We start from the raw sequence: 25,274 nt of genomic DNA, 5'->3' as shown, positions 1-25,274 counted from the left end.
GCAACTATCAGCTTATCTCTACTGAGGAGGAAAATGTTTACTGATCTTGCTCAAGCATCGCCAGCTTTTCATCTTCAAGCATTAACGCCATAGTGGCAATCTCAGATAAGCTCTCGTCTAGCGCATTAAAGAAGGTGACAAACCCTTCGCCTAGTTTTTCTGGTTCAGGATGATTTGCCAGCGCCTGATCCCACATTGCAAACGTGGTTAGTAAATCGAGTGTTGCTTCAAAATTATCAATAAACAACTGACCATCTTCGCTTTCGTTTTCTTGCTGATCATCAGCCTTGAGTAAAAATTGTAAATCGCTGTGCCAAATATCTTGGTTCACGATATACGCCGCAATGTAACCGCTACAAAAGTCTTGCAATGCTTGACTTGGCTCATTGCTGTTAACTTCATTTGGGTATAATTCGGCTAAGATTTTCTTTTGTTCAACTTGTGCTTCGGTTACGTTATCGAGCAGTTCAATCATTGCATCGCGCGGCTCTGATTCAGTCATTAAGGTGTTGAATACCGCTTCATCATTATCGGCTATATAATTTGCTAACTCTGACTCACCAAAAAACTCTGAGCAGGCTAACAAACCAGACATATAGCCAATCACTTGATCTAAACTAACTTGATTAGTTTCGCTTTGACTAGCGAGGTAATTTTTAAATACATCCGAACTTTGTTGGTTAAGCATATTGAGCCTTTACATGTTGTTTTGGTAAGGGTGTATTTCCTACACTAGCGAATTCACAAATTTTTGCAACAACTGAAATGCTGTCAGCTAGTTACAGTTTTTCTGACCTGACTTTGTACCGGGAACACGCAGCTAATTCGTGTGCCCATTCCTTCTGTACTTTGAATATCAATCCGACCTTGGTGCTCATGCACTATGGCATACACCATGGTCATGCCCATACCGGTGCCTTCTCCCACGGGTTTAGTGGTGTAAAAGGGATCGTATATTTTTGCAATGGTTTCTTCTGACATACCGGCGCCATTGTCTTCAACATCGATATAAATATGCTGTTCAAGCTCATACACAGCAACGGATATTTCAGCTTTTGCGCTTAAATTATCACAAGCTTGTTTGGCATTAATTAAGATATTAACGATTACTTGGCTTATGGCGGGTAAGTTACACCAACTTTGTGATATCGGGCTGTATTGGGTATGTAAATGGCAATTACGAAGTTGATTGGCAAGTAGTTTAACGGCGCTTTTTACTGCCTCGGTCATATCGGCAAATTGCTTGTCGTGACTTTTAGGCCGCGAAAAATCCAGTAAATTAGCCACAATTTTGCTTATCCTTTGCAGCCCTTGCGACGTGTCGCTTATTAATTCAGGTAAATCATCAGCCACAAAGCGAAACGAGTGCACTTTATTAAGCTCTGTTAGCTCCCTACAAAACGCAGCCTTATCGGTATCACTACAGGCAAATTCATCACATACAGCAAGTAATTCGCTAAAGTAATTACAGTAGGTTTTTAAACAATCCACATTACTGATGCTATAAGCAAGCGGGTTATTTATTTCATGGGCAACCCCAGCGCAAAGTGTGCCTAACGTGGCCATTTTTTCGGCTTGAATGAACATAGCTTGATGATGCTCTAAGTCAGCAATTTTTTGTTCAAGCTCACTGTTTAATGCCACTAGAATACGGCTTTTATCAGCGAGCAATTGTTCAGCTTCTTCTCTGGCCGCTTTTTCTAACAAATAGGCTTGCTTAAAGTCATCCATTTTCGTCTCAAACATTGTTTGTCTCTTTTAAAACCTAGCACAAGGCTTGATTTAAGGCTATGTTATTGATTAACGATGATTCACTCTAAAACGGTATGGCAGAACAAGTTAGCAAACAACATATTCAGGTTTTATGCATCGATGATGACGAAATCGTGCTGCGCACATTGTTACGCTTATTAGCAGCAAACAACATCACGGCAAAAGCCTGCTCAGATCCACTCGAAGGGCTAAAAGTTTTGGCCACTTTTAGCTTCGATGTGATCATTTGCGACATGCGAATGCCAAACATGGATGGCGCCGACTTCTTTGCGCAAGCACTTAATATTGACCCAGAACCACACCGAATTTTGCTAACCGGTTACTCAGATATCGACAACACCATCGCTGCGGTCAATAAAGGTAAAATTCATGCCTATATTCAAAAGCCTTGGCAGAACGAGTTGCTGCTGCGCAACATTAGTGATGGCATAGAAAAAACCTCATTAAAGCGCCAAAACAAGCAGTTAGAGCAAAAAATAAAAGCGCAAAACAGCCAGTTAAAAGAGCTAAACAACAACCTTGAGCAAATGGTAGAAAAGCGCACTCTACAAATTCGAAAAGTGCTCAAACAACTTGAAGAAGTCAACGAGCGTGAAAAACACGAACACCGTGCCACGTTCGAAATTTTATATAACTTTATTAATGCCAACCCTTACCTGGATGGTATGCAAGCGCAAAACATCGCCGCTACCAGCAAGCAGATTGCAGAACAACTTGGCTTAGACAAACAACATATCGATATGGCTGAAATGGCAGGTTACCTTGCACAAATTGGCTTGCTCGCCATGGAGCCTGAGCTGTATAAAAAACCAACCAGGGAACTCACAGAAAATCAAAAAAAGATTTTTTACACCCACCCAAGTACCGCTCAGCTGATGCTCATGCCAGCGACCCATTTACATGATGTCTCTGAGGCTATTTATTACCAATTTGAACACTACAATGGCTCAGGCACGCCGAAGGGCTTAAAGGGCAAAGAAATACCAATTACGGCGATGATTTTAGCGGTAGCCCGCGATTTCTGGCAGGCAATTGCGCACATCACAGTGCAAGATAACAGCCGTTACGAAAGCGCACTTGATCAGCTACGGCTATACAGCGGCACTCACTATCACCCAAAAATTTTAGACGTATTAGATAGCATTAAAATAAGCTGTGCTAGCGATCAAAAAGTCGGCACCATGAAAATTATCTCGGCTCAAGATCTTAAAAACGGCATGGTACTTGGACATGCACTAAGAAGCTACGACGGTATTTTGTTATTACCTAAAGGACATGTATTTGGCGCAAAATCAATTGCAAAACTGCAGCAGCTTGAAGCAAGAAAACCGAATCCTTTCAGGATCATGATCAAAAATTAGCGAATAAAGTGATCACATAATCAGCTTACTTCGTTACAATGTGATTTATATTACGATTACTTCATATAGGAGCACTCAGTGTCGCGATTTTCCGCCATTACCGATAAGCCGCATGACGGCCGATTCAACAAAAAAACGGGCATTTTACTGACTAACTTAGGGAGCCCTGACGCCCCTACTACCGCGGCACTTAGAACTTATTTACGCGAGTTTTTATCAGACCCTCGAATTGTCGAGATCCCACGTTTTATTTGGATGATCATCCTTTATTGCTTTGTACTTACGTTACGCCCAAAACGCTCAGCAGCACTTTATAAAAGCATCTGGACTGAAAACGGCTCTCCACTTACGCATATTACCCGAGAGCAAAGCAAAAAATTGGCAGCCCTTCTAAAAGACAAAGGACACCATGACACTGAAGTGGTTATGGCCATGCGCTACGGTAATCCTTCGATTGAAGCAGGCCTTGAAGAGCTGCGCGAAAAAGGCATCACTCGCGTGATTGTGCTGCCAATGTACCCGCAATATTCAAGCACCACGATTGGTTCAACGTTCGATGCGGTATCGAATGTTCTTCGTAAGTGGCGCTGGGTGCCAGAGCTGCACTTTATTAATGGCTATCACGACAACCCGACATACATTGATGCCCTAGCTGCTAGCATTAGCGAAGATCTAAATGCCCATGGCATGCCGCAAAAGTTGGTGTTTTCGTACCATGGTACACCCAAATTGTTTTTAGATAACGGCGATCCATACTATTGTTTTTGTATGCAAACCACCCGTTTAGTGGCAGAGAAACTTGGCTTTGAGAAAGACTTTGCTGTAACAACCTTCCAAAGCCGTTTTGGTAAAGCTGAGTGGTTGAAGCCATACACAGATGCGACCCTTGAAAGCTACCCTGCTGAAGGAATTAAAGACGTTGCAATTCTAAGCCCTGCATTTAGTGCCGACTGTTTAGAAACGTTAGAAGAACTCGAAGGCGAAAACCGCGAAAACTTTGAACATGCTGGCGGTGAAAAGTACCGTTACATTCCTGCATTGAATACCCGCGATGACCATATCAATGCGATGTTTGAAGTGATAAAACCATTACTTAAATAACGAAAGGCCCTAGTTAGGGCCTTTTTTAATATTGAAGCGTGTCATTAATCCTTACGTGTCATAACCAAAGTCACCGTGCCAGCAACAATCCCCCAAAACGCAGAACCGACCGAGAATAAGGTTAGGTTAGAGGCTGTGACCAAAAAGGTCACGATCGCAGCTTCGGTATAATACGCCTCAGTTAATGCTTGTTGTAAGCTACTCGCAATGGTGGCGAAGAGTGCAATGCCTGCCAACGCCAAAATCAATGCCTGTGGCAAGCTTGCAACCAAGCCAACTAGCGTTGCCGCGAGGAGTGCCATAATAATGTAAAACACGCCACCAGCAATGCTTACCCAATAACGTTTGTTTGGATCTTTATCAGCCTCAGGGCTCATACAAATGGCAGCGGTGATAGCCGCTAGGTTAATGGCATAGCCACCAAAAGGCGCAATAAACACATTTAGTAGCCCGGTTACATTTAGCGCTGCAGACACCGGAGCTTTGTATTGGTGCGCTTTTAAAACAGCAATACCCGGTAAGTTTTGCGACGTCATGGTGACAATAAACAGCGGCAAACCAACACTTATCATGGCGTTTAAGTCAAACTCAGGCGCAATGTAAGCAAACTCGCTCATTTTCCACTGCCAGCTAGAGGTATCAATCTGCCCAGTCACACCAGCCATTAAAAAGCCCGCAACAACCACTGCAAGCATAGCAAAGCGAGGAAAATAGCGCTTTCCACATAAATAAACAGCCACCATTAAACCAATGACTAAAGGTAGCTCACTCATAAAGTTGAACACATCAATACCAAAATTCACCAGCACGCCTGCAAGCATGGCACAAGCCAATTGGCTTGGGATCTTGTTCATCATTTTTTCGAACACGCCGGTAATACCAGACAAAAACACCAGCGCCGCAGAGAATATAAACGCGCCAACAGCTTGGTTTAAGCTATACCCTTGGGCACTTGAAATAAGCAGTGCCGCTCCAGTTGTTGACCACGCGATAAGAATGGGAACTTTGTAATAATAAGACAACGCAATTGAGCTAACGCCCATCGCAAGACCAAGCATTAACACCCAGCTGGCAACTAAATCAGGTGTGCCACCTAACACCATAACAACCTGATAAATAAGCGCGATTGAACTAGTAAAGCCAATAATAACGGCCACTAACCCCGCAGTTGCTCGACTGATGAGCTGACTCATGTACACACACTCCTTGGCAATTAAAAATCTACCATATCCTATGATTTGCCAGATGGCACTGTACACTTTTGTAGTATTTTAAGATTTATTTACTATACAGATGACACAAAAAAGGCGAGTTATAAACACGCCTTTGTAAAGTTTAAACAGCCTCTAAACAAGGCTCCTCGGCCACTTCTGGCTTATCAAAAATGCCTAAACGAATGCGAATGAAGTGTAAAATTTCTTTAGCGACATCAATACCCAACGCACCTTCTAAGCCTTCAAAGCCTGGGCTTGAGTTTGCTTCACAAATTTTAAAGTGCTGCTCATCAAACAATAAATCAATGCCAGCCACATCAAGGTTAAGTACGTTTGCAGTTTGGGTTGCAAGCCATTCGATTTCTGGCGTGATAGGAAATGACTTACCTGTGCCACCTGCACTGACGTTGGCTTTAAAGTTTTTACCCTGTGAGTTACGCTCCATACATGCAACAGCACGGCCACCGATAGTAAGTACTCGCAAATCACGTCCATGACTCGACTTAACAAACTGCTGTAAAATGATGTTTGCTTGTGGGTTTGCCGCCTCTATCAGCTGCATTAAGTCATCAAACTCTTCTTTTGATTTTGATAAGAACACGCCACTGCCCTGCGAGCCCGATAACGTTTTAATAACCACAGGAAAGCCAATCTGCTTTTCAACCAAATCAATATTCACCGGAAACTTAACCAACATGGTATTCGGCGTTGGTAAATTACATTCAGCTAGAATTTGCTGTGCAAACAGTTTGTCTTTCACTGTTTCGATTGATTGCGAGCTATTAACACAGTAAACGCCTAAACGCTCAAGGTGGCGAATAATCGCCAGCGCAAAATAGGTTGTACTTGCACCCATGCGAGGAATAACAAAGTCTGGTAGCTCAACAGATTGGCCATCAATTAAAATACTTTTACCGTCTTCACGGGTAATAGTGAGATCAAATTGATCAGGCGAATAAACTTGTAAATCTATGCCCTCTTCTTTGGCTGCAGCAAGTAAGCGCTCAACTTCATAGGTTTCTTGCTTTAACAAGCCTTGGCTATCTTTATAAATGATCCACCCGCGCATAGTCGGTACCTCTAGTCTTGGAGTTTCGGTGACAAAAAAACGCGGATTATGCTCAGCATTCAGAGCTGAGTAAAACAAATTAATTTTATCGTGACGATGACAAAAACCACTACTTAGAGATTAACTATTGACCGAGTTGTTAACTTGAGGTAAAAAATAACAATGAGTTAACATAAAACCCCGTAAGAGAAACGTGTGAACAGGACGCTTGCATTAATCTTCATTCTGCCACTTACAGCATTTGCACTGAATGAATGGCACATTCAAAGTGATGGTTTTAAAACAAAACCCAGCACACAGCAGTTTGTTGCCTCTTACAAAGCAGAAGCCGACCAAATAGCCCCACAACCCATTGTGAACTTAACTGCGCCGCTTAATCAGTTATCTAACCGCGCCCACGATTATCTATATAAACAAGGTCGATTGCCTGACCAATTAGCAAACACCGCATTCAGCGAATTTGATTTAGACACCCTAAAAACCCTACAACCCGGCGATCACTTTATTTTAGTAATTGATGAATATCTCAGTTACACCGTCGAAATTAGTAACATTATCGAAGCCAGTAATGGCGATAGAAGTGTATTTGGCAAGGTCAATGATCATGCTAAAGCAGGCCATCAAGCCGTGATGACCCTCACAGAAAACACCCTACAAGGCCAATTTGACGCCGGTAAGCAAAGCTACAAGTTTCAAAGCCATGGTGAGTACGGGTGGGTAACGAAGTTGTAGGTGAGGAGGTACGAGTTGCTAGTTTCTAGGGGAAAGGGGAAAGTTAGCGAGTTATAGGATACAAGGGTAAAGTTACGAGTTTCGAGATGCGAGGTGCGAGTCTGTAGCAGATTTTATATCGCGTTTGATTGATTGGTTTATCTTTCAAAATAAAAAGGTTTACATGGATTATGTTGGGTATCGCTCCGCTCGACCCAACCTACCCTAAAAATGTGCAGTTCAAATGCAGAGAAAAGCACACGACCTAATCAACCCCACTGATCGACTGACATCTAATATCTGACCTCTAACGACTAAAAGCCAGCGATTTTACATCGCGTCCTAGCACCTAGAACCTAGTGCCTAGCGCCTTTCCCCTTTCTAACTTTCCCCTTCCCCTCACTAACTCACACCTACTCCTCAACCGCTGGCCATAAACTTGCGCCGTCGCTGTCAATTGGGCTTAAAATCTCAAGGCCTAGAATTTTGGCGATCAGCGGGTACACATCTAAATTACTAACTTCGTCTAAACGGAGGCCTTGTTTAAAGGCGGGGCCGGTGGCGATAAAGGTTGCAGCCATATCTTCGCTATAAGCGTAACCGTGAGTGCCTAAATAACCGGCCATTTTGCTGTCGGTAAACACCCGAGGGGCGTCGGTTTGTAAAATAATATCGCCAACGCGTGGGCCTTTATCGTAGTGATAATCACGCTTTTGCTGCTCGCTTAGCACGATATAACGACCATCAGCAGCATTAGCGAGCTTTTTACTGAATCCGCTGATGTCTGCTTTGCTATCTGGTTTTGCATAATATAAAACCCGAGGACCGGTGTTTTGCACCATGAAGTTTTCATCTTGCGGCAAGCTATCAATTTTAATGCTAAGGCTTGGATCAACAGAAGCCATACCGTGATCAGACACAATCACTAAGTTAATGTTTTCATCAAGCGCTTTTAAACGGCTCGATAAATCAGCCATTAAACTATCGAGCTTTTGCACTGCGTCATACGTCTCTTTGGCATCAGGGCCAAACTCGTGCCCCATGCTATCAACCAGCGAAAAGTAGCTAACCACTAAACGCGGGCGCTGCGCTTTTGGTAAGCTCAACCACTGAATAATTTGATCAACACGCTTTTGGTAGTCGCTGTGTTTTGAATAATGATAAAAGTAATCAGGCAGCATGCCATTAAAGCGCGCATCTGATTCAGGCCAAAAATAAGTGGCGGCTTTTAAGCCTTGCATTTGTGCAAGGTTCCAAAGCGGAATGCCATTCACCCAAGTGCTATCGTCTTTCCCTTTACCCATTTTGTAACAGTCGTTGCGCTCAGTATCGCAAAAGCGGTTCTCGACAATGCCATGATTAACTGGCAATAACCCGGTAATAATCGACAAATGATTCGGGAAGGTTTTGGTCGGATAAACAGGGCGCATTTTACTTGCTCTCACGCCCTGTTCACTGATTGCTTTTAAGTGTTTTGCATGGTGTTTTTCAATGTAATCCCAGCGAAATCCATCTATCGAAATAAGCACGACCGATTGCTCTTGCTCCGCTTTTACAAGAGAGCTGAATGCTAATAAACCCGCTAAAACTAATTGCCAAATACGCATGCGAAACCCTTTTTAGTTCAATTTGTTAATTTGCTCAGAAACTTTATCAAACTGTTTTGAAAATTTTGTGATCATGCTTTCTAGCTTTTTCACACTACGTTTTAAACGTGAGCCGTTTATTTGGCTATAAATAAAGCCCCAAACGCCCGTAACCACACTTAACACAATAAACACAGCAACGGGTAGGCCATCTAAGTGCTCAACCACTTGCGGGTAATTATTGAGTAAATCAATGCCAGCATCTGGCACAAGTGTATTTACTAATGGGTAAAAATCTTGAGCATCAAAGTACCACGCTAGCCCTACTGACGTTAGGCCAAGCAATACCATACGGTTAAAACCATGCACCATACCAAAGTTTCTGACAGAAGAGTTGTTGTACTTAATGTCTTTACTCACATTAACCGCATACTCACGGTAATACTCAGAATAGCGCTTTGTATCGACACTGCTGAAGGCGTAATACACCCAATCACCAATATCGACAGAGCCTAGTAAATCTTCACCCGCTTTAAAAATAAACGGCTCACCCGATGCGGTTTCGAGCATGATTTCACCTTTTAAAGTGGTGCTACGATTACGATAAACCTCAACGCGCTCTTTTACATCGCTACCAACATACATGCCACCTCGATAGGTGGTTGTGGTTTCTGTGGTGGTCACGGTTTGGCGGGTTTCATTAGCATGTGCGCTTTGCTCTTTTTCTAATACTTTGCCAAGCACTGCACGGTGATGAATAGTGCCTTTTTCGTTACGTGCCCAAACATTTTTATGCACATAATCGTTTTCATAAGCAAGGCTATACTCATCCATAATGGCATGCTCAAGCTGAGCAATACTGGTTGGTTTTGTTATGCTTGGCTCTAACGCTTTTTGAATGCTAATGGCTTGCTCATCATCTTTTGCAAGTGATTGTTCTTTTTCAGCAATCGCTTCAACGTGTTGCTTAGCGCCACAGCAATAACAATGCGCAGCATCTTGGCTAATACGCTGCTGGCAAGAGATACAAATAACATCTGACTTACTCGGCGTTCTTGCCAGCATGTTATAACCCAATTGATTTAGGGTGGTCGATAGCATCACATCTGTTGCTGCTAAAATCGCATCATACTTTGCTTCTTGTTTGGCTTTAGCTTTTTTATGGTAGTTGTGCTCTGCCATAAATACCCCTATTGCCACAGGCAATGACGCAAGTAGCGCAGGCAAAAACTCAAGCTTTGCAGCAAACAACATGATTAAGAATGTAATAACACTTAGCACCAGCCACAGTATGGTTCCGCCAGTGTAGTTTCGGCTAATGGTTTTGTCCCAGCTGCGATATTGTTGGTCAGCAAAATGCACAATCACAACTGGCATAAAGCGGTCATTTTTAACTACCCGCCTAGCATTGCCATCAGCAATGCGATAATTAAGCGTTAACGGTGTTTCTTGAAATGCGGTGATCACATTACCCTTTTGTAGGTTCGCAATCACATCTTTTTCTGCATCAACACTAAATTCATGAATAATGCCGTCTTTGTCTTCAACTTCTAACCACCAATAACCATATAGCATGTTGTCGTTATTGGTTTTATAGCGGCGCTTATAGTAATACATTGATTTCACAACGCCTGTGATCGTACTCGCTTGTGGCGCATAGTTTTTTACATCAACCAGCAAGTCAGGGCTGAGTTCTTCAACCGTGTGCATTTGTCTTTTTTGCTCAAGAGCTTCTCCACAATCACAACAGTGAAGATCGGTGGCATACACCGTAGTTTGGCAATGTTGCATTTTCATTCCTTGCTTAATTAATTGCTTAAATCAATGGTTAATGTTTGTTCGCCAGCATCTACTTGGTGCCAACGTCGATACGTTTTATACCCAGGCGCCGACACTTGAATATCATAAGCGCCAGTTTTTAATGTCATGCCGGGGCGATATTTAGGGCCGATATTCATAATGCGAATAGTGGCGTTCGCCGGGTTTGTAGTAATGGTAAGTTTAGTTTTTTGCTCAACCAGATATTGTCTACGCTGTTGTTGCTCTTCAGTTAAGTTGGCATCGCCGTGGCGCAAAATATCAACCTTAGCTAAAGCATGGCTCATAGGGCTAAAGTTCTCGTAAATATGCAGTTTCTCTTCAAACTTTAAACCAAGAGGATGCAGTAAAGGCTGGGCATGCAAAGTCCAACGAATCGCATAACTAAACACCGGATTGCTCGACTCATCGACCTTGTCTAAAAAGTAGTTAACAGGGCTTTGGTCGTTTTCGGTAAAGGTGTTATGCACAAACATTACTGGCACTATCAAAATCAGCGCTGGCATAATCAGCTTTTGCAAAACAGATACAGCAGTGGTTGGTTGCTTTTCTTGCTTAGGTTTAATCAATTGCCATAGTTTTAACGGCAGCTTGCTAAAGGTTAAGCAAATCAAAAACAGTGACAACGACATCGAAATAGGCGGAATAATCACCGAACGCAATGCTTGTTTACCGTATTCGGCATACTCGCCACCATCAGCAAATTTACCTTCTGAGCTATTGAGCATGGCAAGGTATTTGTCGGTGCGTTTTGCAATGTTTGGATCAAGCACCTTGTCCTTAAAGTTCTTTTTGTTCCAATCGGCGCGTATGTTTTTTACGTATAAGTCGCCCATTCTATCGGCAATTTTTGCTTGAATTTGCGGGTGTAACTGAAACGCAACCCAGCTTAAATTTGGCTCTAAACTCATGCCGCGCTTGCGCATTTCGCTTTGCCATTGCGCATTTGCTTCGTTGGTTACCTTTGTTGCTACAGCATTGGCAAATGCTTGGCGTTGATCCACATTCCAGTTGCTATCAAGCTCTAGCCCTTTGCTCGCAAAATGTGCTCTAAGCTTCTTTTGCGTTGTTTCGTGAGCACGAAACGCCATTAAGTTTTCGATTGTAAATGGGTAGCCCGTTTCACTCACAAACATCTTATGAAAGTTTGGATGTTGTAAAAAACGCAGCTGATAGTGATCAGGGTCATCGGTGTATTTGTAGCGCTTATCTTTAAAGCCGCCATCGCCACCGGTTGCTAAACTAGCAGCTTGTAGTGCGGTATAAACACCACCAGTGAGCACCCCCATCAAAATCGTGCCAGCAGCATTTTCAGCAACCGAAACATCTTCTTCAATAAGCCAGTAATCAGGCTCAATGTAGCCAATACCCGCTTTTAAAATAGTGCTTCGGTAGTCTGCTGCTTCGCGTTCATAACAACGATTGCGACGGTCTTTTTCACTGCTTTTGTCATAACGCTCACGGCATTTGGCAATGCTGTGGTGGTAATCATAAATCTTCGGGCCATACTTTTGTGCGCGCGCTGACGCTTTTGCAATATGGGCTTTTTGCGCTTGTTGGTATTTGCTCCAGCCACTATTGATCTCTTGTTCAACTTGCTGCCAATAACCTTGCTCGCGCTCACCGATACTTGCCAAAGTGCTGTTGTACTTTTTACTGCCATCAGCATAAGCTTTGTATTTAACCACCAGCTCATCATATAACTGGCTGTAGTTTTTATAATGTTTATCAAAATCTTGATACGCTTTTTTCTGTACAAACGCAGCAATAATCTTTCGCTTATCTTGCTCTAGGTTGTCTGAAAGGGCGGCATCGCTATACAGTAAACCACCAAACAGCGCCAAAAAGGTCAGGTTTTCTGAGCTATGTAATTGCTCAGTGTTGTAATCAAGATCATTCACTTTAATTGAGTTAATCGCCAGTGCATCTCTAAGTGCTGCACTGTAGGTAGCAAACTGGCGCTGCTCTGCGGTTGAAGGCTCAATTAAAGTTTTTTCAATGGCATACTTTTGACCAAAAAACACCACCGGCCAAACTAAGCACAATAAAGCGATAAACGAGATAATGCCACGGCCTACTTTGGCAACCATGGCTTTAGGTAAAAAGTCAGCTAACAGCAGTGCAACACCTACTCCAGATACAGCTCGGCCATAAATTTCGAGGTGTTCAAGGTCTTCAGCAGAAGGCGTTCCTAAACCGACTAAAGAGACTAACTGGGCATTAAAAATTGCCTCGGGTATTAAATATAAAGTAGCTAAAACAAGTAGCAAACAGCGCCACCAAAACGGCTTTATTAAATCAGTCATAGTCTTGTTCTTATTGTTTTTTACGCAGTTCTAGTTCAACAGCAGGATCTGTTTCTAGGCTAAAATCTTCATCGGCTTGGCGAGTCCCTATTTCTAAATTAGGTGCTGAAGGAGCCGATGTTACTTTGGGAATATAAGTCTGTGCTTGGGTTGACTTAAGTGTGCCGCCCACCGCTGGATAAAGCTGGTTCCCTTTATAAGCATACAGCTCATCTAGGCGTTCTAAATCAAGGTCTGCGGGCATGCTGGCAATTAACTTAGCGTCTGCTTCATCGCTAAAAAACGGCTGCATTTTTGGTAATTCGAATACAGAACAAAAGCCATAAACGGTGTCATCCATGATCACAGAATCAGGGCGAAGTGAACGTGACTGCGCTAATAAGCTGCGCTCATGGTAGTCGTGGCCGTTAATAGAATAAGTGGCAATCATAATACCGCGCGCTTTAGCGACTGGTTTTAAGCGTGCTGCACTTTGCTTGTAATGACGAATATCAAGCACATAACCAAAATTACGTTTGAGCTGCTTGGCTAATTTATCGAGCTTAACTGGGCTGTCGTAACGTTTTTCACGATGATGGCGATTACCTAGTGCTTGTAGGCTCTCAAGTTCTTCTTTGTTACGCTCGTAAATGGGGTCGCTACCGGCACCACGCTTAAGATCGCTTGCTAACTTATTCATCGAGGCTTTTGCCGGTGATTGAATAAATGCCAAGTAAATATCCGGATTAATGTCACGCATACGGGTCAGATTGCGCATTTCTAAACTGCTAAAAAAGTAGTTACCGCCGCCAACAAATTCATATGCTAAGTAATCAAGCATTTTTAAATCATTTACTGAGGCATTTGATTTTATTTCTATATTCAATTTTTGATGGGGTTTGCGATAGCGCGCAAACGTGGCAGCAAGCTCTCTGAATGAAGGTGGCATATCATCGGTAAGTAACCCGGTATCTTGGTTACGATGACGTAAATAACCCCACTCTTTTTTATAGCTCATCGACTCAATTTTGCGGCGCTGGTTATCAACGGTGCCAGTTTCTCGACCAGTACGGGCATCATGATGCACAACCCACACATCGTCACGGGTAATTCGCACATCAATTTCAACAACATCAAAGTTGTTGTCGATGGCATCTATCACCGCGTTAAGTGAGTTTTCGGCATAGCGAATTGAGCCGCGGTGGCTTTGCAAATTAAAGTTACTGCATTGCCTTGTCGAAAGGTAATTAATATTGCCGAGTTGGCTTTCATAAAAACCTCTTGCACGCAGTGCATCCTGTTTGGCCTTAATGGCATTTTTTTCGGCCACCATTAAGGTGTTTTCAGCGCTTGGCTCAGGGGTACTTTTACAAGCAGTTAAACCAATACAACACAGAAGAATACTGGCTAGTAGCCGTGGTTTTTGAGACAAAATTTGCATCATTGCTATACAGCCAAAAGGCTTTCCTTTCTAATTCAAGATAATGAAGAAGTGCGTAAAACTGAATAATATATGAATAAAGGTCTCGATTTAAAGTAATAACTTTAATAAAAATGAATATTTTAATTTAAGATACAAGCTGTTAGATTAAATTTAATAACTAGCAATGTTTTGCTAACAACATGCAAAAACCCGATTTTTACCGCTTTGTGGGAATGAAAAATGATCGATTTTGGTAAAAAAATTACGCCAGCGCGCGAAATGCGCTCTACCAATAATTTACACACTGCGCTTGAAAGTGATCGGGGACGCATTATTAACAGTGCTGCAATTCGCCGTTTGCAACAAAAAACCCAAGTTTTTCCGCTTGAACGCAATGCCGCAGTGCGATCAAGACTTACCCACTCTCTTGAAGTACAACAAGTGGGCCGGTTTATTGTGCAAACCATTTTTAATAAGCTCAGTGATGCAAAGCAAAAAGAATATGGCTTGGCAGGGCTTGAGCGACCGCTAGAGAGCCTAGTAGAAATGGCGTGCCTAATGCACGATATCGGCAACCCTCCATTTGGTCATTTTGGCGAGGCAGCCATCAACCAATGGTTTGAAAAACACTTAGACGCACTAACCCCTGAGCGCTGTAAAGGCATTGGTATTAGTGTGATCTTTAAACACCTTGCCCAAGATATAAAAAGCTTTGAAGGTAATGCCCAAGGTATTCGCATAATTCATTCATTACTTTCTCTAAACTTAACCTACAGCCAAAGTGCCGGAATTTTAAAATATACGCGCCCAGCCAGCATGGCGAAAAAAGACAGCCCGCAAGATAAAAACTACTTAATGAAAAAAGTGGGCTACTACTTCAGCGAAAAACCCTTTGTAGAAGCACTGCAAACTGAACTCGAAATTGAACAATACTGCCGCCACCCAGCAAGCTACATAATGGAAGCCGCTGATGATATTTCGTATTGTTTGGCCGATATAGAAGATGCGGTAGAAAAAGGCATAATTAGTGTTGAGTCACTATGTGAAAAGCTAAAAGAGCAATACACCCGCACACTCACAAACCTAACAATTGACGATACAAAACACAGCGACTTTGCCGAAAAAGCTATTGATTATGCGTTAAGTAAGGCTCAAGAGCAGCCTTACAATTTTAACAGCGAATTTTTTATCTACCTACGCGTGACCTTGCTACACCCGTTAGTAAGCTACGCAGCAGAGCGCTTTATCAGCAATATAGAAGCCATTTACCACGGTGATTTTAATCAGGCTTTATTAGAAGATCGAAGTCACCTGCACGCCGTTACGCTCACCTTAAAACAAGTGGCGTTAAAGCATGTATTTTGCCACAAAGAAGTAGAGCGTTTAGAGCTACAAGGTTATCGAATTATTAGTGGTTTACTTGATTGCTACAAGCCTTTGCTTGCCCTTGATGCTGATGCATTTAAACGCGTTTTAAAAGGCGATCAAAACTACTTAATTGAAACTCGTCTTGTTAAAAAACTTTCGAATAAACATTTGAATAGCTATCAAAAAGCCATTGATGCCCTAAAAGCCGAACCGGATCATTTTGCCGCCTACGAGTTCTATTATCGCTGCCGATTAATTCAAGATTACATAAGCGGAATGACCGACCAATTTGCTTACGACGAGTACCGCGCACTGATGGTAATAGACTAACCGCGATGAATACGCTTAATTTGTTAACCAAATGTGGATAAATTACCCGTCTCAGCTTAGAATTAATTAACTGTTGGGTCATCGATTAAACCTTACTGGTCTGGAACATATGCCAATTATAAAAACAACTTTTCTCTTATTACTCCTAAGCTTAAGCTTTACGAGTAAAGCGCAGTACAACGAAGCCATGTGTATTTTGTTAAAGCAGCAAATGCACGAGTATCGCTTTAACACCAGCAATAAAAATTATCGCTCAGCTGCCAGAAACTATGAGAAAAACTGCAAAAATCCAACGCCGGTAAATAATGCCGCTGCTTTTGAAAAACTAGAACAACAAACACAAGAAACAGCACCAGTAAATTCAGCCACTGCGGCTAATCCTGCTGTGCACTCTGGCGCAATTCCAGCAGAGCCAGAAGAAGTTATTGCACCTGTTGCTGAGCAAACGTCTGAACTTATCGAACAACCAATGCCGCAAATGGAGCCGGAAGTTCAGCAGCCAGAGCAAACTGAGATGCCTGGGAAAGTTGACAGAATTACGATTTCAGATGCACCAAAACCTCAGGCTGAACCGGCTTCAAGCCCTGCAGTTCAAGAGCAAGTTGTTGAGGTTGAAACCCAAAGTGCTGACGCTGAAATAGCTGTGGCTGAAAAACCAGCAGACCCAGCACCACAAGCAGAACCAGCACCGAAATCTTTGCCAACACCAGCACCTATTCCAGATCCTATACCAGAACCTATTCCGGCAAATAATGATGGCTCTTCAAGTTCATTACTCATGCCAAGCTTAATTGTGTTGTTGGTATTACTTGTTGCAGGCTTAGTGATTGTGCGTATTCGCCAAAGCAAAAAAGCTGACGCAAATTCAGAACTTGAACAAAGTTTATTACAAGCAAAAGCCCTTAAAGCTGCAGCAGAAGCGCAAGCTGCCGCAGAAAAAGAAGCTGATGAACTCAAAGCAGCAACAGCAGCAGTGCTTGCCGAAGAACAAGAGCACCCACATGAAGACAGCTACCCACTCGCCGATGAGACATTTACTGCAACCGAAACAGATAATAATGACGAGCTTTCTGAGCTTATGCATTTTAGTGCTCAGCGTGACAAAGAAGAGCAAGAATCTGAGAGTTCATCTGAACAAGCAGATGAAGAATTTGCTAACGCCCATCAATTTAATGATCTAGAACTTGGTTACGACGAAAAAAATACAATTGACGCTGATGACGACTTCTTAGATGAGCAACGCGGCCTTGAGCAAGAGCTCAAACTAGCAAGCCTTGCTTCATCCTATAGCATCAACGAAGACGCGGAGCCACAAGCCGAAGAGGTTGAGCTAGACGAACCTGAATTAGAAGAACCGAGTTATACCGCTTCTTCATCGTTTGGTTTTGATGAATACACAACGAAAGAGCTCGTTGCTGACGATGAGCCACCAATGACAGAGCCTGAGCCATTTGAGGCTGCTGAAATCGATGAGCTGGAGCAGCCAGAAATTGAAGAGCCAAGCTTTACGAGTTCATCATCATTCGGCTTTGATGAATACGCAACAAAAGAGCCAATCGCTGACGATGAGCCAGTGTTAGCTGAAATCGAAGAACTTGAAAAGCCGGAAATTGATGAGCTGGAGCAGCCAGAAATTGAAGAACCAAGCTTTATGAGTTCGTCATCATTCGGCTTTGATGAATACGCAACTAAAGAGCCTATTGCTGACGATGAGCCTGTTTTAGCTGAAATCGAAGAACTTGAAAAGCCTGAAATCGATGAGCTTGATAAACCTGACATAGATAAACTTGAGAAGCCTGAAATTGAAGAGCTAAGCTTCACGAGTTCGTCATCATTCGGCTTTGATGAATACACAACAAAAGAGCCTATTACTGAGGATGAACCGTATAAAGATGAAGTGCCTGAATATGACTTATCGTCATTGATGAGTGATGATTTATCGTTTGCTGATCATTTCGCTGAAGATAAACAAACAGTCACTGCTCCAAACCCAGCAGAAGAACACGACGACATTAACGATGATGATTTAGCTAAAGCCTTACAAGCACTAGAACAAGAACTACAAGATGAACCAGCTTCCATTAATGTAGAAGAGCCGTCACAGCCAGCGGTAGAAACTGTTGATTTGTCTGACGAACTGAGAAACGACGATAAGCTTGAAGAGATTGATAGCGACGCTGATAAAGAGTCTGAGCAACAAGATGATAAGCCGCATAATCCATTTGCGAACTTATCGCTTGATCCAAGCTGGGATCCAAACTCTGACGAAAAGCCTGTGATAGAAAGCAAAACCAAACAGCCAAAATCACAAGCCTTGATTGACGCAGAAGAGCGCGCCAAACAGTTTAAAACGGATGAGTGATTAAGTTACGAGGTACGAGGTACGAGTTTCGAGGGGAAAGGTGCGAGATTCGAGGTGCGAGTTTGTAGCAGCGATTTTACATCGCGTCCCAGCACTCAAGTCCCAGCGCCTAATGTTTCCCCCGTAGGACTGGCTTTAGCCGGGAATGGTTTGAGTAAGGTACGAGAAACGAGGTGCGAGTCTGTTGCAGCGATTTTACATCGCGTCCTAGAACCTAAACCCAGCGCCTGTGTTTCCCCGTAGGACTGGCTTTAGCCGGGAATGGTTTGAGTTAGCGAGTTACAAGGGTAAAGAAACGAGGTGCGAGTCTGTAGCAGCGATTTTACATCGCGTCCTAACGCCTAGCGCCCAAAACCTAGAGCCTAGCCCCTAATGTCTTCACCGTAGGCGTGAAACTTGTTTCGCGCGTCTGAATGAAAAGGTTTATATGGATTATGTTGGGTATCGCTCCGCTCGACCCAACCTACCCTAAAACGAGCAGTTCAAATGCAGAGAAGAACGCACGATCTAACCAACCCCACAGTTCGACTGATATCTAACATCTGACCTCTAACGACTAAAGCAGCGATTTTACATCGCGCCCTAGCGCCTAGAGCCTAGCGCCTAATACCCAGCACCTAGCTCCTTTCTAACTTCCCCCTCGCATCTCGTACCTCGAAACTCGCTAACTAAACACTCACTTAACCACTGGCCGTGGGCGCATTAACCAATGGAAAATAAATATCAAACCAAAAAACACCGACACGGCTAAAACACACAACACAATAATGTTGGTTGGTAAAAACGAATCGGTGCTGTAGCTGTAGCGCTTTAATTCTTGCTCGGCGGTTAACTTAGCTCGTTCGGCTTTGCTAGGTAAAACAAACTCATGAAACGAGTCTGTTGGTTTTGCTTCAGTTCGGGCAAGTTGCGCACTTTTTTGCTGCCATAACATATCAAATTGCTGAAACTGAACTTGCTTATTTTCAAGGCACGATTCAAGGTTTTGCAGCTGCAATGAACGAGCTGTACAACGTGGCGGCATCACATAAAAGCGGTCCCATGCAGCTTGTTTGCTGATGTAGGCTTGCTCTGTTAATGGCTTTGCCAAGCTGTTTTCGAGCTCTGCAATGTCAGGGTTATACAACGACGATTTAAGCTCAGCAATTTGCTCTTCACTAAAACAGGTTTCGGATATACGCGCCGACAAGCTTTGAATGCGCTGTTTATAGGCTTCAATTTTGTCGAGAAGATTGGTTTTACGCAGGGCTATTTGTAGCTCGATACGTTCGGCTTGCATGCTTTGACATGCTTCTGAAGGAGCACTTTGCTGCGCCCAAGCAAAAGCGGGCAACAACAAGGCTGTTGTCATTAAAATCCGTTTAATCATTAATTTACGTCACTGTAAAAGTTAGGGGTACAGATTAGCAGTTTCTAGTAAAACTGCAACAAATCTGCGCCAAATTCACTAAAAAGGCTGATCTATCATTACCCAAAAATTGGCCCCTTCTTTTGAATTAGCAAGCTCTGTTCGAACGACTAATCCCGACATCATAGCTCTTAACGAAACACCATAGTCATAATGGTAGTCTTGCCATAATGTACCCAAGGTTAAATGAGGCGACACACGACCCGCTTCTACAAAGCCAACTAACTGAAACCAATCCAGCTTCAAAAACTTTAACCAATTTACATCTGCTATTGGGTTATATTTAAGGGTATAGCGATATTCGAATGCCCCATAAATAGCGGCTTTGTCATGAAACCGATAAAAGTCATAACCCCGTAAACGCTTAAATCCTCCTAATGTAGCGCCTTCGTTATACGGTGCAGCATCAGAGATAAACTTAGTGCCATCAAGAGTGTGATTTACTTGCCAGCTGGGTGAATAAGCAGCCCAAAAATTAAATGCTAAAATACGCTGATGAGCAAACTCACTTGCCCCTAAAGAAATAAACTTACTGCCATTAAACTGCCACAAATCCCAATCATAAATATCGTCACTCCCTGGCATTGATTGGCTATAGGCAAGATACTGCCTGCTTCCGTAACTTGGGTTAGTTGCAAAATCGGTGTTGTCATAGAGCAGGCCAAATTCCATTGCTGAAATACTGCCATCTTGTGTACCCTCATTAAATTCAAAGCTTTGCGAGCGTCTAAAATAGCGTGCAGTTGCAACCATTACACCCGATTCCAACGGGTTCCACTGTGCCCCACCCGATGGTTCAGAAACCAACAAGCCGTTTTTTAGTTGGTAACGCACCATACCTGTTTGCGATGTTGCGCCAAACGGTAAAGCGTATTCGATGCGAGCATCAAACCAATTAGAGCTACCATCGGCTTCTAAATAAACCTCGTTTGAAGAGTCATTACTACCGGGGAACACGGCGTTGTCAGCAATGGGCACTTTATGGCCTCCGGTATAAGCGCGCTGATCAGGAAAATATGCAGCCATGCCACTGGCACTAAAATACCAGCGTTCTGAATCTAACACCTTATAGTTAAACAGGCCTGCCCACGCGCCTTCGCTCACATCACCTTTAAATGCAGTGGCGCCAACGGTCATTTGTGGTTGATGGTAACCTTTGATCATGCCACCCACACCAAAGTTAAGCCCCATGGTATCGGTGCTAAATAAGTAGGGAAGCACTAAAGACTCGTGCTTTTTATTCGCGCTCTCAACACGCTCAATACTTGCTTTTACACGGGAAATATCAGCATTGGCCGTTAGGCTTGCAGCCACACAAACGCCACAAAAAATAACTTTAAAGTTAAGCATTACTAGCTCCTTTAGTAAGCGACTTAAATAAGCATAGCTGGTGCTTAAAAACTTTAAAATGATTTAACGCAAATGTTACTGATGAAGTTGATAAAATTGCTGATCATCTAAAGCAAACTGAGCAAGCAACCAATCTTTAAACAGCTGCACTTTTTGCCATTTAAAATGTTCGGGCGGCGCAGCAAGGTAGTACTTATATTGGCAGTGATACTCATAGTTTGGATAAATCTCTAGCTGACCAAGTTGCAGTTGAGTTTCGATTAACCGCCGCCTTACCATTGCAATACCTTGCCCTGCTAACGTGGCTTGAATAACCAGTGCAGCGTTATCAATTTCAAGTGCGGGGAGCGCATCTGGGCTTACAGCTAATTGCTGAGCCAAAGTTAACCAACCGCGCTCTGCGTCTGGGCACACATCTTTAATTAGTTTTTGTGCCAGAATCTGCGGTTTAAGGGGTTTATTAACATCAATGGCACCGGGTTTATAAGCCAAAAATAGGCTGTCGTCGCTGATAAGCTCACTGTGCAAACCTGGGTAGTTTCCTTGACCAAACCGAATGCCTAAATCAACTTGCCCCGCTGAAAAGTCGGCAAGTTGATCGCTTGGTTCAATACGCACTTTGATATTGGGGTATTTGTTTTGAAAGTCGCTAATACGGCCCAGTAACCAGCCACTGGCGAACGAAGGCAGCACAGTTAAGTTTAACGTATTCGGGTGGCTATCTTGGCTAACAGCCTGCACACCTGCTTGTAAATGACTAAATCCCTTAAGTACATGGGGTAACAGCTGTTCGCCTTGGCGAGTCAGCTCAACATAACGGGTATGACGAGTAAACAAGCTGCAATCAAGCTGTTGTTCTAACAAGCGAATTTGTTGGCTAACCGCAGCTTGGCTAACAAACAACTGCTCTGCCGCAAGCTTAAAACTACCTAACTCTGCCGCGTGCTTAAAATACCAAAGGCTTTTTAATGGAGGTAACTGCATACGCTTTAATGGTTAATAAAAACTTAAGCATAGGCAATTTTTAATCGTTTGTCAGTAGTGGTGACACGAGTAATACTCATACTGCCAACCGCGACAAGACAAGGACAAACACCATGAAATACTTACTTATTTTATTACTTATAGTTGCCACAAGCTTTAGTTATGCCAACCAACCAGTAATTACTCAGCTTGATACCGATGAAGGCTACCCTTATAAAAACTTAATTAAAAAAGTAGAGCGAGTAGAAATTCGCTATGTAGAAAACAGCCATTCGGTGACCTGCAAAGTCAATGTGCAAACACTGCACAACCAATACATGGGCAAAGAACAAACAGTCTCAGCCAAGCTATTTGCAAAACGCCCAATGGCCGCGTGTTTAACCCGCGAAAAAGCTAAGCAAATCCTGCATATGCTGTAACCATTTCAACCTCGTGAAACTAGGCTACGAATAGCAGTACTTCCCCAGTAGCCTAGTTTTTTTTAGCTGGCGGCTGATCGCTCTTTTATGTTTCATTCGGCACTAAAGTACCTCCTACAATACCTCCTACAAGATTGTTATTGCACAGAAGAACGCTCGACCTTAACAACCCAACAGTTCGACTGACACCTAGTGCCTAGAGCCTAGCTCCTTTCCCCTCGTATCTCGCTAACTTTTTCAACACACCTCCACCTTCTCTACCTCAACCGGCTCTGCCAAGGCATTTTCATAAAACGCGAACACAGCTTTGGTATAAGGCTGAGCATAATGCTCATCAAGGGCGGCTTGCGATGCGAACTGCTCAACTAAAAATAAACAACGCTGCTCTTTGCTTGCAAACAACTCAAAACGATTACAACCAGGCTCTGCACGAGTGACTGCTAATATGCTCTGTAAACGCCCTTTACAGTCGTCAAATAATGCCGCCTTTGGGGTAATTTTTGCCACGATATTAATCATACTGACTCCTTACTAAATAACTTTAAAACCAATGCCCTAATTGGCGGGGCAACCGTAAAAGCCACCACAAACGCAGCAGGCCATGCATTGGCAAATGCCTTCATCCAACTTAGAAAAAATGTATCGCTCAGCCCTAAGTTGACATAAGTGACCCATGCCGAAAGTAAAAACGACATTAAAAACGAAAATGCCGCAGTAAAAGTAAAATGAATTTTCATATGTCCTCCTTGGCGTTACTATATTTGCACTGGCCAAGTGGCAACAGTCACGAAAATGCAAACTAAGATTGAGGGAGTCGTATGCTGGATGATCTGCATTTATTTATTGAAATAGCGCGCCGTAAAAGCATGAGCCAAACAGCAAAAGATTTAGGACTGAATCTATCGACCCTATCAAGGCGTATTCAGGCGTTAGAAGAAAAACTCGCTGAGCCATTACTGCAACGCACAGCCCGAGGTATTGTGTTAACCGCCAAAGGTGAATCACTGTATAACGAGTTAGGCGAGCAAGTGCTTGCTCTTAACAGCCAGCTTGAGCAACTAAATGACTCACCCGCCGCAAAAGAGTTTTACCTGTTGTGCCCACAAAACATCATTGCAGGCCCACTGATGGGGGCCGTTAATCAATTTGCGATGGCAAACCCTACGCTAAACCTCCACATTTACCCAAGTAATGCCAACAGCCAACTAAGCCAAAAACGTTTTGACTTAGCCATTCGCATCGGCGAACAACAAGATTCAAGTTATTTTCAAAAGCGCTTAGGCATGATTGCTATAAAACTAATTACAAAGAAAGATGCCCCAACATCAAGGCTGATACTGCCCTATTCAGAGTCACAACTCCCCAGCGGTTTGCTAAACAAATTAAAAACCGAGTATGAACATATAAGCTTTTGTTTTGATATTACAATCGCCAGAAAAATGGTTGAAGCAGGCTATGGCGTTGGCTTGCTACCCATGAGCGAAATTTGCTGTATAGACGACACCAGCGACTTTAGTTATATCGACTCCCCCCACAGTATTCCCGCAAGGCCAATTTACGCCCTCTGGCCACATTCACGCACACCATCAGCGAATGCCCAGTTGTTGTTAGAACAACTCCAAACCAGTATTGCAAACTCACCGAGTTTACAAGGAGAAGTGTTAAGGCTGTAGTTGCGAGTTGCGAGTTGCGAGTTGCGAGATGCGAGATGCGAGATGCGAGATGCGAGATGCGAGATGCGAGGCATTGTAGTTCGGGCTTTAGCCCGTCAAATAACTCAATCTTTAAACCAACGATAAAGGCCAAACACAAACAACATGGCCGCAATGCCAGCCAAGGCTAATTGCCAAATTTTAAGGTCATTCAACTTTGTTAATTGCGGAGCAACACTCTCATTTAAAGGAGTTGAAGCTTGTTTAACGGGTGCTTCGATTATCGAATTCTTTATCACGGCTTGGCTTGTAGTTTTATTTGCATTAATTTCTGTAATGGTTGGCTTTACTGTAATAACAATATCTTTATAGTCTGCTTTAGCTTTACCGCTCCAAGCCGATTCAAATAGCGCCTTTTGCTCAGCTTTATTTTCGCTACACCATACAAAATCAGCTTGCTCCATATCTTTCGCTCTACAACGATCAGGTAATTGATAAAATTGTCCCCAAGCATGGCGCTTTTTATCATCATTATATGAATTTGAATACACCGTAGAATTATGTACTTTGGTGTTTAAAAGTCCGGTAGGGTTCGAGCGATACGTATAATTACCGCCATTACCAGACCTTCTTTTTGGGTGTTTGCAGTGTCTCGCCAGCAGCGTAAAAAGCTCATCTAAACGTTGATTCCAACGTTCACCTTCCCTAGCCGTATAGCTACGATTCATTCTTTTACGAATGCTCTCGCGCTCAGCCTCAATGTTTTCGCAGCGGCTTTTTGAATATTGCTCTTCAGCAACCGTGTTGAAACTCGCTAGCAAAGTAGCGAGAAATAAAATCCATTTATTCATAACATTACATCTGTGTAATTTTGTAGGCGACATTGTACCAAATTTAGGGTAAGGAAAAAGTGGCCTTTTAACTATTTATTTAGTTATATCGCGTTGGTGATGGCAACCAAAGAGATGAGATTTATGCAGCAGATTGGTGTAAGCCGTTTGTCAGTATAATAAATTAAAACGGCTTAACTATGATGAGCTTATAAATGGCAGCCAACCAA

The 25,274-nt window shown here is 43.0% G+C and carries 21 protein-coding genes; 7 read left to right on the top strand and 14 right to left on the bottom strand.

Annotated features, from left to right (window positions below):
- Window positions 1-37 precede the first annotated feature (37 nt).
- Window positions 38-688 (bottom strand): UPF0149 family protein, encoded by a 651-nt coding sequence (locus tag C2M25_RS05430; protein WP_105180627.1) that lies wholly within the window; start codon window positions 686-688, stop codon window positions 38-40.
- Between the two features lie 83 nt (window positions 689-771).
- Window positions 772-1,746: a sensor histidine kinase gene (locus C2M25_RS05425; RefSeq protein WP_105180626.1), complete on the bottom strand. Its 975-nt coding sequence runs from the start codon at window positions 1,744-1,746 to the stop codon at window positions 772-774.
- An 80-nt stretch (window positions 1,747-1,826) separates the two neighbouring features.
- Between C2M25_RS05425 and C2M25_RS05420 the strand changes: the two genes are divergently transcribed.
- Both C2M25_RS05420 and hemH read left to right on the top strand, forming a co-directional pair.
- Window positions 1,827-3,134 carry an HD domain-containing phosphohydrolase gene (locus tag C2M25_RS05420; protein ID WP_105180625.1) on the top strand — a complete coding sequence of 436 codons (1,308 nt, stop codon included), beginning with the start codon at window positions 1,827-1,829 and terminating at the stop codon, window positions 3,132-3,134.
- 78 nt (window positions 3,135-3,212) lie between these two features.
- Entirely contained in the window at window positions 3,213-4,235 is a 1,023-nt protein-coding gene (gene hemH / locus C2M25_RS05415) for a ferrochelatase (protein ID WP_063704003.1), read from the top strand.
- A gap of 44 nt (window positions 4,236-4,279) precedes the next feature.
- On the opposite strand, the gene C2M25_RS05410 is transcribed toward hemH, so the two are convergent.
- Entirely contained in the window at window positions 4,280-5,428 is a 1,149-nt protein-coding gene (locus tag C2M25_RS05410; RefSeq protein ID WP_105180624.1) for a benzoate/H(+) symporter BenE family transporter, read from the bottom strand.
- 142 nt (window positions 5,429-5,570) lie between these two features.
- Complete coding sequence (locus C2M25_RS05405) at window positions 5,571-6,518, bottom strand: ATP-grasp domain-containing protein (protein ID WP_063703998.1); 948 nt, start codon at window positions 6,516-6,518, stop codon at window positions 5,571-5,573.
- 195 nt (window positions 6,519-6,713) lie between these two features.
- On the opposite strand from C2M25_RS05405, the gene C2M25_RS05400 reads away from it, so the two are divergent.
- Complete coding sequence (locus C2M25_RS05400; RefSeq protein WP_063703995.1) at window positions 6,714-7,250, top strand: hypothetical protein; 537 nt, start codon at window positions 6,714-6,716, stop codon at window positions 7,248-7,250.
- Window positions 7,251-7,642: 392 nt separating this feature from the next.
- On the opposite strand, the gene C2M25_RS05395 is transcribed toward C2M25_RS05400, so the two are convergent.
- From C2M25_RS05395 to C2M25_RS05380, 4 genes are read right to left on the bottom strand one after another with little or no spacing between them, the layout of a single operon-like run.
- Window positions 7,643-8,836: an alkaline phosphatase family protein gene (locus C2M25_RS05395; RefSeq protein WP_105180623.1), complete on the bottom strand. Its 1,194-nt coding sequence runs from the start codon at window positions 8,834-8,836 to the stop codon at window positions 7,643-7,645.
- Between the two features lie 12 nt (window positions 8,837-8,848).
- A complete protein-coding gene (locus C2M25_RS05390) occupies window positions 8,849-10,606 on the bottom strand; it encodes a hypothetical protein (RefSeq protein ID WP_105173747.1) in 1,758 nt (585 codons plus the stop codon).
- Window positions 10,607-10,623: 17 nt separating this feature from the next.
- Window positions 10,624-12,939, bottom strand: a complete 2,316-nt coding sequence (locus C2M25_RS05385; RefSeq protein ID WP_105180622.1) for a PEGA domain-containing protein — start codon at window positions 12,937-12,939, stop codon at window positions 10,624-10,626.
- Window positions 12,940-12,949: 10 nt separating this feature from the next.
- The gene (locus C2M25_RS05380) at window positions 12,950-14,362 is read right to left on the bottom strand and encodes a glycerophosphodiester phosphodiesterase (protein ID WP_105180621.1); all 1,413 of its coding nucleotides are present in this window, start codon (window positions 14,360-14,362) and stop codon (window positions 12,950-12,952) included.
- 219 nt (window positions 14,363-14,581) lie between these two features.
- On the opposite strand from C2M25_RS05380, the gene dgt reads away from it, so the two are divergent.
- Together dgt and C2M25_RS05370 are read left to right on the top strand one after the other, a co-directional pair.
- The gene (dgt, locus tag C2M25_RS05375) at window positions 14,582-16,039 is read left to right on the top strand and encodes a dGTPase (protein ID WP_105173750.1); all 1,458 of its coding nucleotides are present in this window, start codon (window positions 14,582-14,584) and stop codon (window positions 16,037-16,039) included.
- A gap of 187 nt (window positions 16,040-16,226) precedes the next feature.
- A complete protein-coding gene (locus C2M25_RS05370; RefSeq protein ID WP_167350240.1) occupies window positions 16,227-18,401 on the top strand; it encodes a hypothetical protein in 2,175 nt (724 codons plus the stop codon).
- 676 nt (window positions 18,402-19,077) lie between these two features.
- Here the strand turns inward: C2M25_RS05370 and C2M25_RS05365 are convergent.
- The 3 genes from C2M25_RS05365 to C2M25_RS05355 all read right to left on the bottom strand — a co-directional run bounded on the left by C2M25_RS05365 (window position 19,078) and on the right by C2M25_RS05355 (window position 22,143).
- The gene (locus tag C2M25_RS05365) at window positions 19,078-19,770 is read right to left on the bottom strand and encodes a hypothetical protein (protein WP_158679680.1); all 693 of its coding nucleotides are present in this window, start codon (window positions 19,768-19,770) and stop codon (window positions 19,078-19,080) included.
- Window positions 19,771-19,848: 78 nt separating this feature from the next.
- The gene (locus tag C2M25_RS05360; RefSeq protein ID WP_156503627.1) at window positions 19,849-21,159 is read right to left on the bottom strand and encodes a BamA/TamA family outer membrane protein; all 1,311 of its coding nucleotides are present in this window, start codon (window positions 21,157-21,159) and stop codon (window positions 19,849-19,851) included.
- Between the two features lie 75 nt (window positions 21,160-21,234).
- The gene (locus tag C2M25_RS05355) at window positions 21,235-22,143 is read right to left on the bottom strand and encodes a LysR substrate-binding domain-containing protein (protein ID WP_062565916.1); all 909 of its coding nucleotides are present in this window, start codon (window positions 22,141-22,143) and stop codon (window positions 21,235-21,237) included.
- Between the two features lie 113 nt (window positions 22,144-22,256).
- On the opposite strand from C2M25_RS05355, the gene C2M25_RS05350 reads away from it, so the two are divergent.
- Entirely contained in the window at window positions 22,257-22,562 is a 306-nt protein-coding gene (locus C2M25_RS05350) for a hypothetical protein (RefSeq protein ID WP_063703979.1), read from the top strand.
- A 237-nt stretch (window positions 22,563-22,799) separates the two neighbouring features.
- Here C2M25_RS05350 and C2M25_RS05345 read toward each other — a convergent pair whose 3' ends face one another.
- The gene (locus tag C2M25_RS05345; protein WP_105180619.1) at window positions 22,800-23,081 is read right to left on the bottom strand and encodes a putative quinol monooxygenase; all 282 of its coding nucleotides are present in this window, start codon (window positions 23,079-23,081) and stop codon (window positions 22,800-22,802) included.
- Window positions 23,078-23,299 carry a DUF2798 domain-containing protein gene (locus C2M25_RS05340; protein ID WP_058584444.1) on the bottom strand — a complete coding sequence of 74 codons (222 nt, stop codon included), beginning with the start codon at window positions 23,297-23,299 and terminating at the stop codon, window positions 23,078-23,080. The genes C2M25_RS05345 and C2M25_RS05340 overlap by 4 nt, the downstream gene beginning before the upstream one ends.
- An 81-nt stretch (window positions 23,300-23,380) precedes the next feature.
- On the opposite strand from C2M25_RS05340, the gene C2M25_RS05335 reads away from it, so the two are divergent.
- Entirely contained in the window at window positions 23,381-24,235 is an 855-nt protein-coding gene (locus C2M25_RS05335) for a LysR family transcriptional regulator (protein ID WP_105180618.1), read from the top strand.
- A gap of 104 nt (window positions 24,236-24,339) precedes the next feature.
- On the opposite strand, the gene C2M25_RS05330 is transcribed toward C2M25_RS05335, so the two are convergent.
- Window positions 24,340-25,065, bottom strand: coding sequence for a hypothetical protein (locus C2M25_RS05330; protein ID WP_105180617.1), 726 nt, complete (start codon window positions 25,063-25,065; stop codon window positions 24,340-24,342).
- Window positions 25,066-25,274 lie beyond the last annotated feature (209 nt).

This window comes from Pseudoalteromonas sp. T1lg21 (assembly GCF_002964625.1).
Classification (GTDB): Bacteria; Pseudomonadota; Gammaproteobacteria; order Enterobacterales; family Alteromonadaceae; genus Pseudoalteromonas; species Pseudoalteromonas gelatinilytica.
This window is presented reverse-complemented; position numbering and strand designations above follow the sequence as displayed.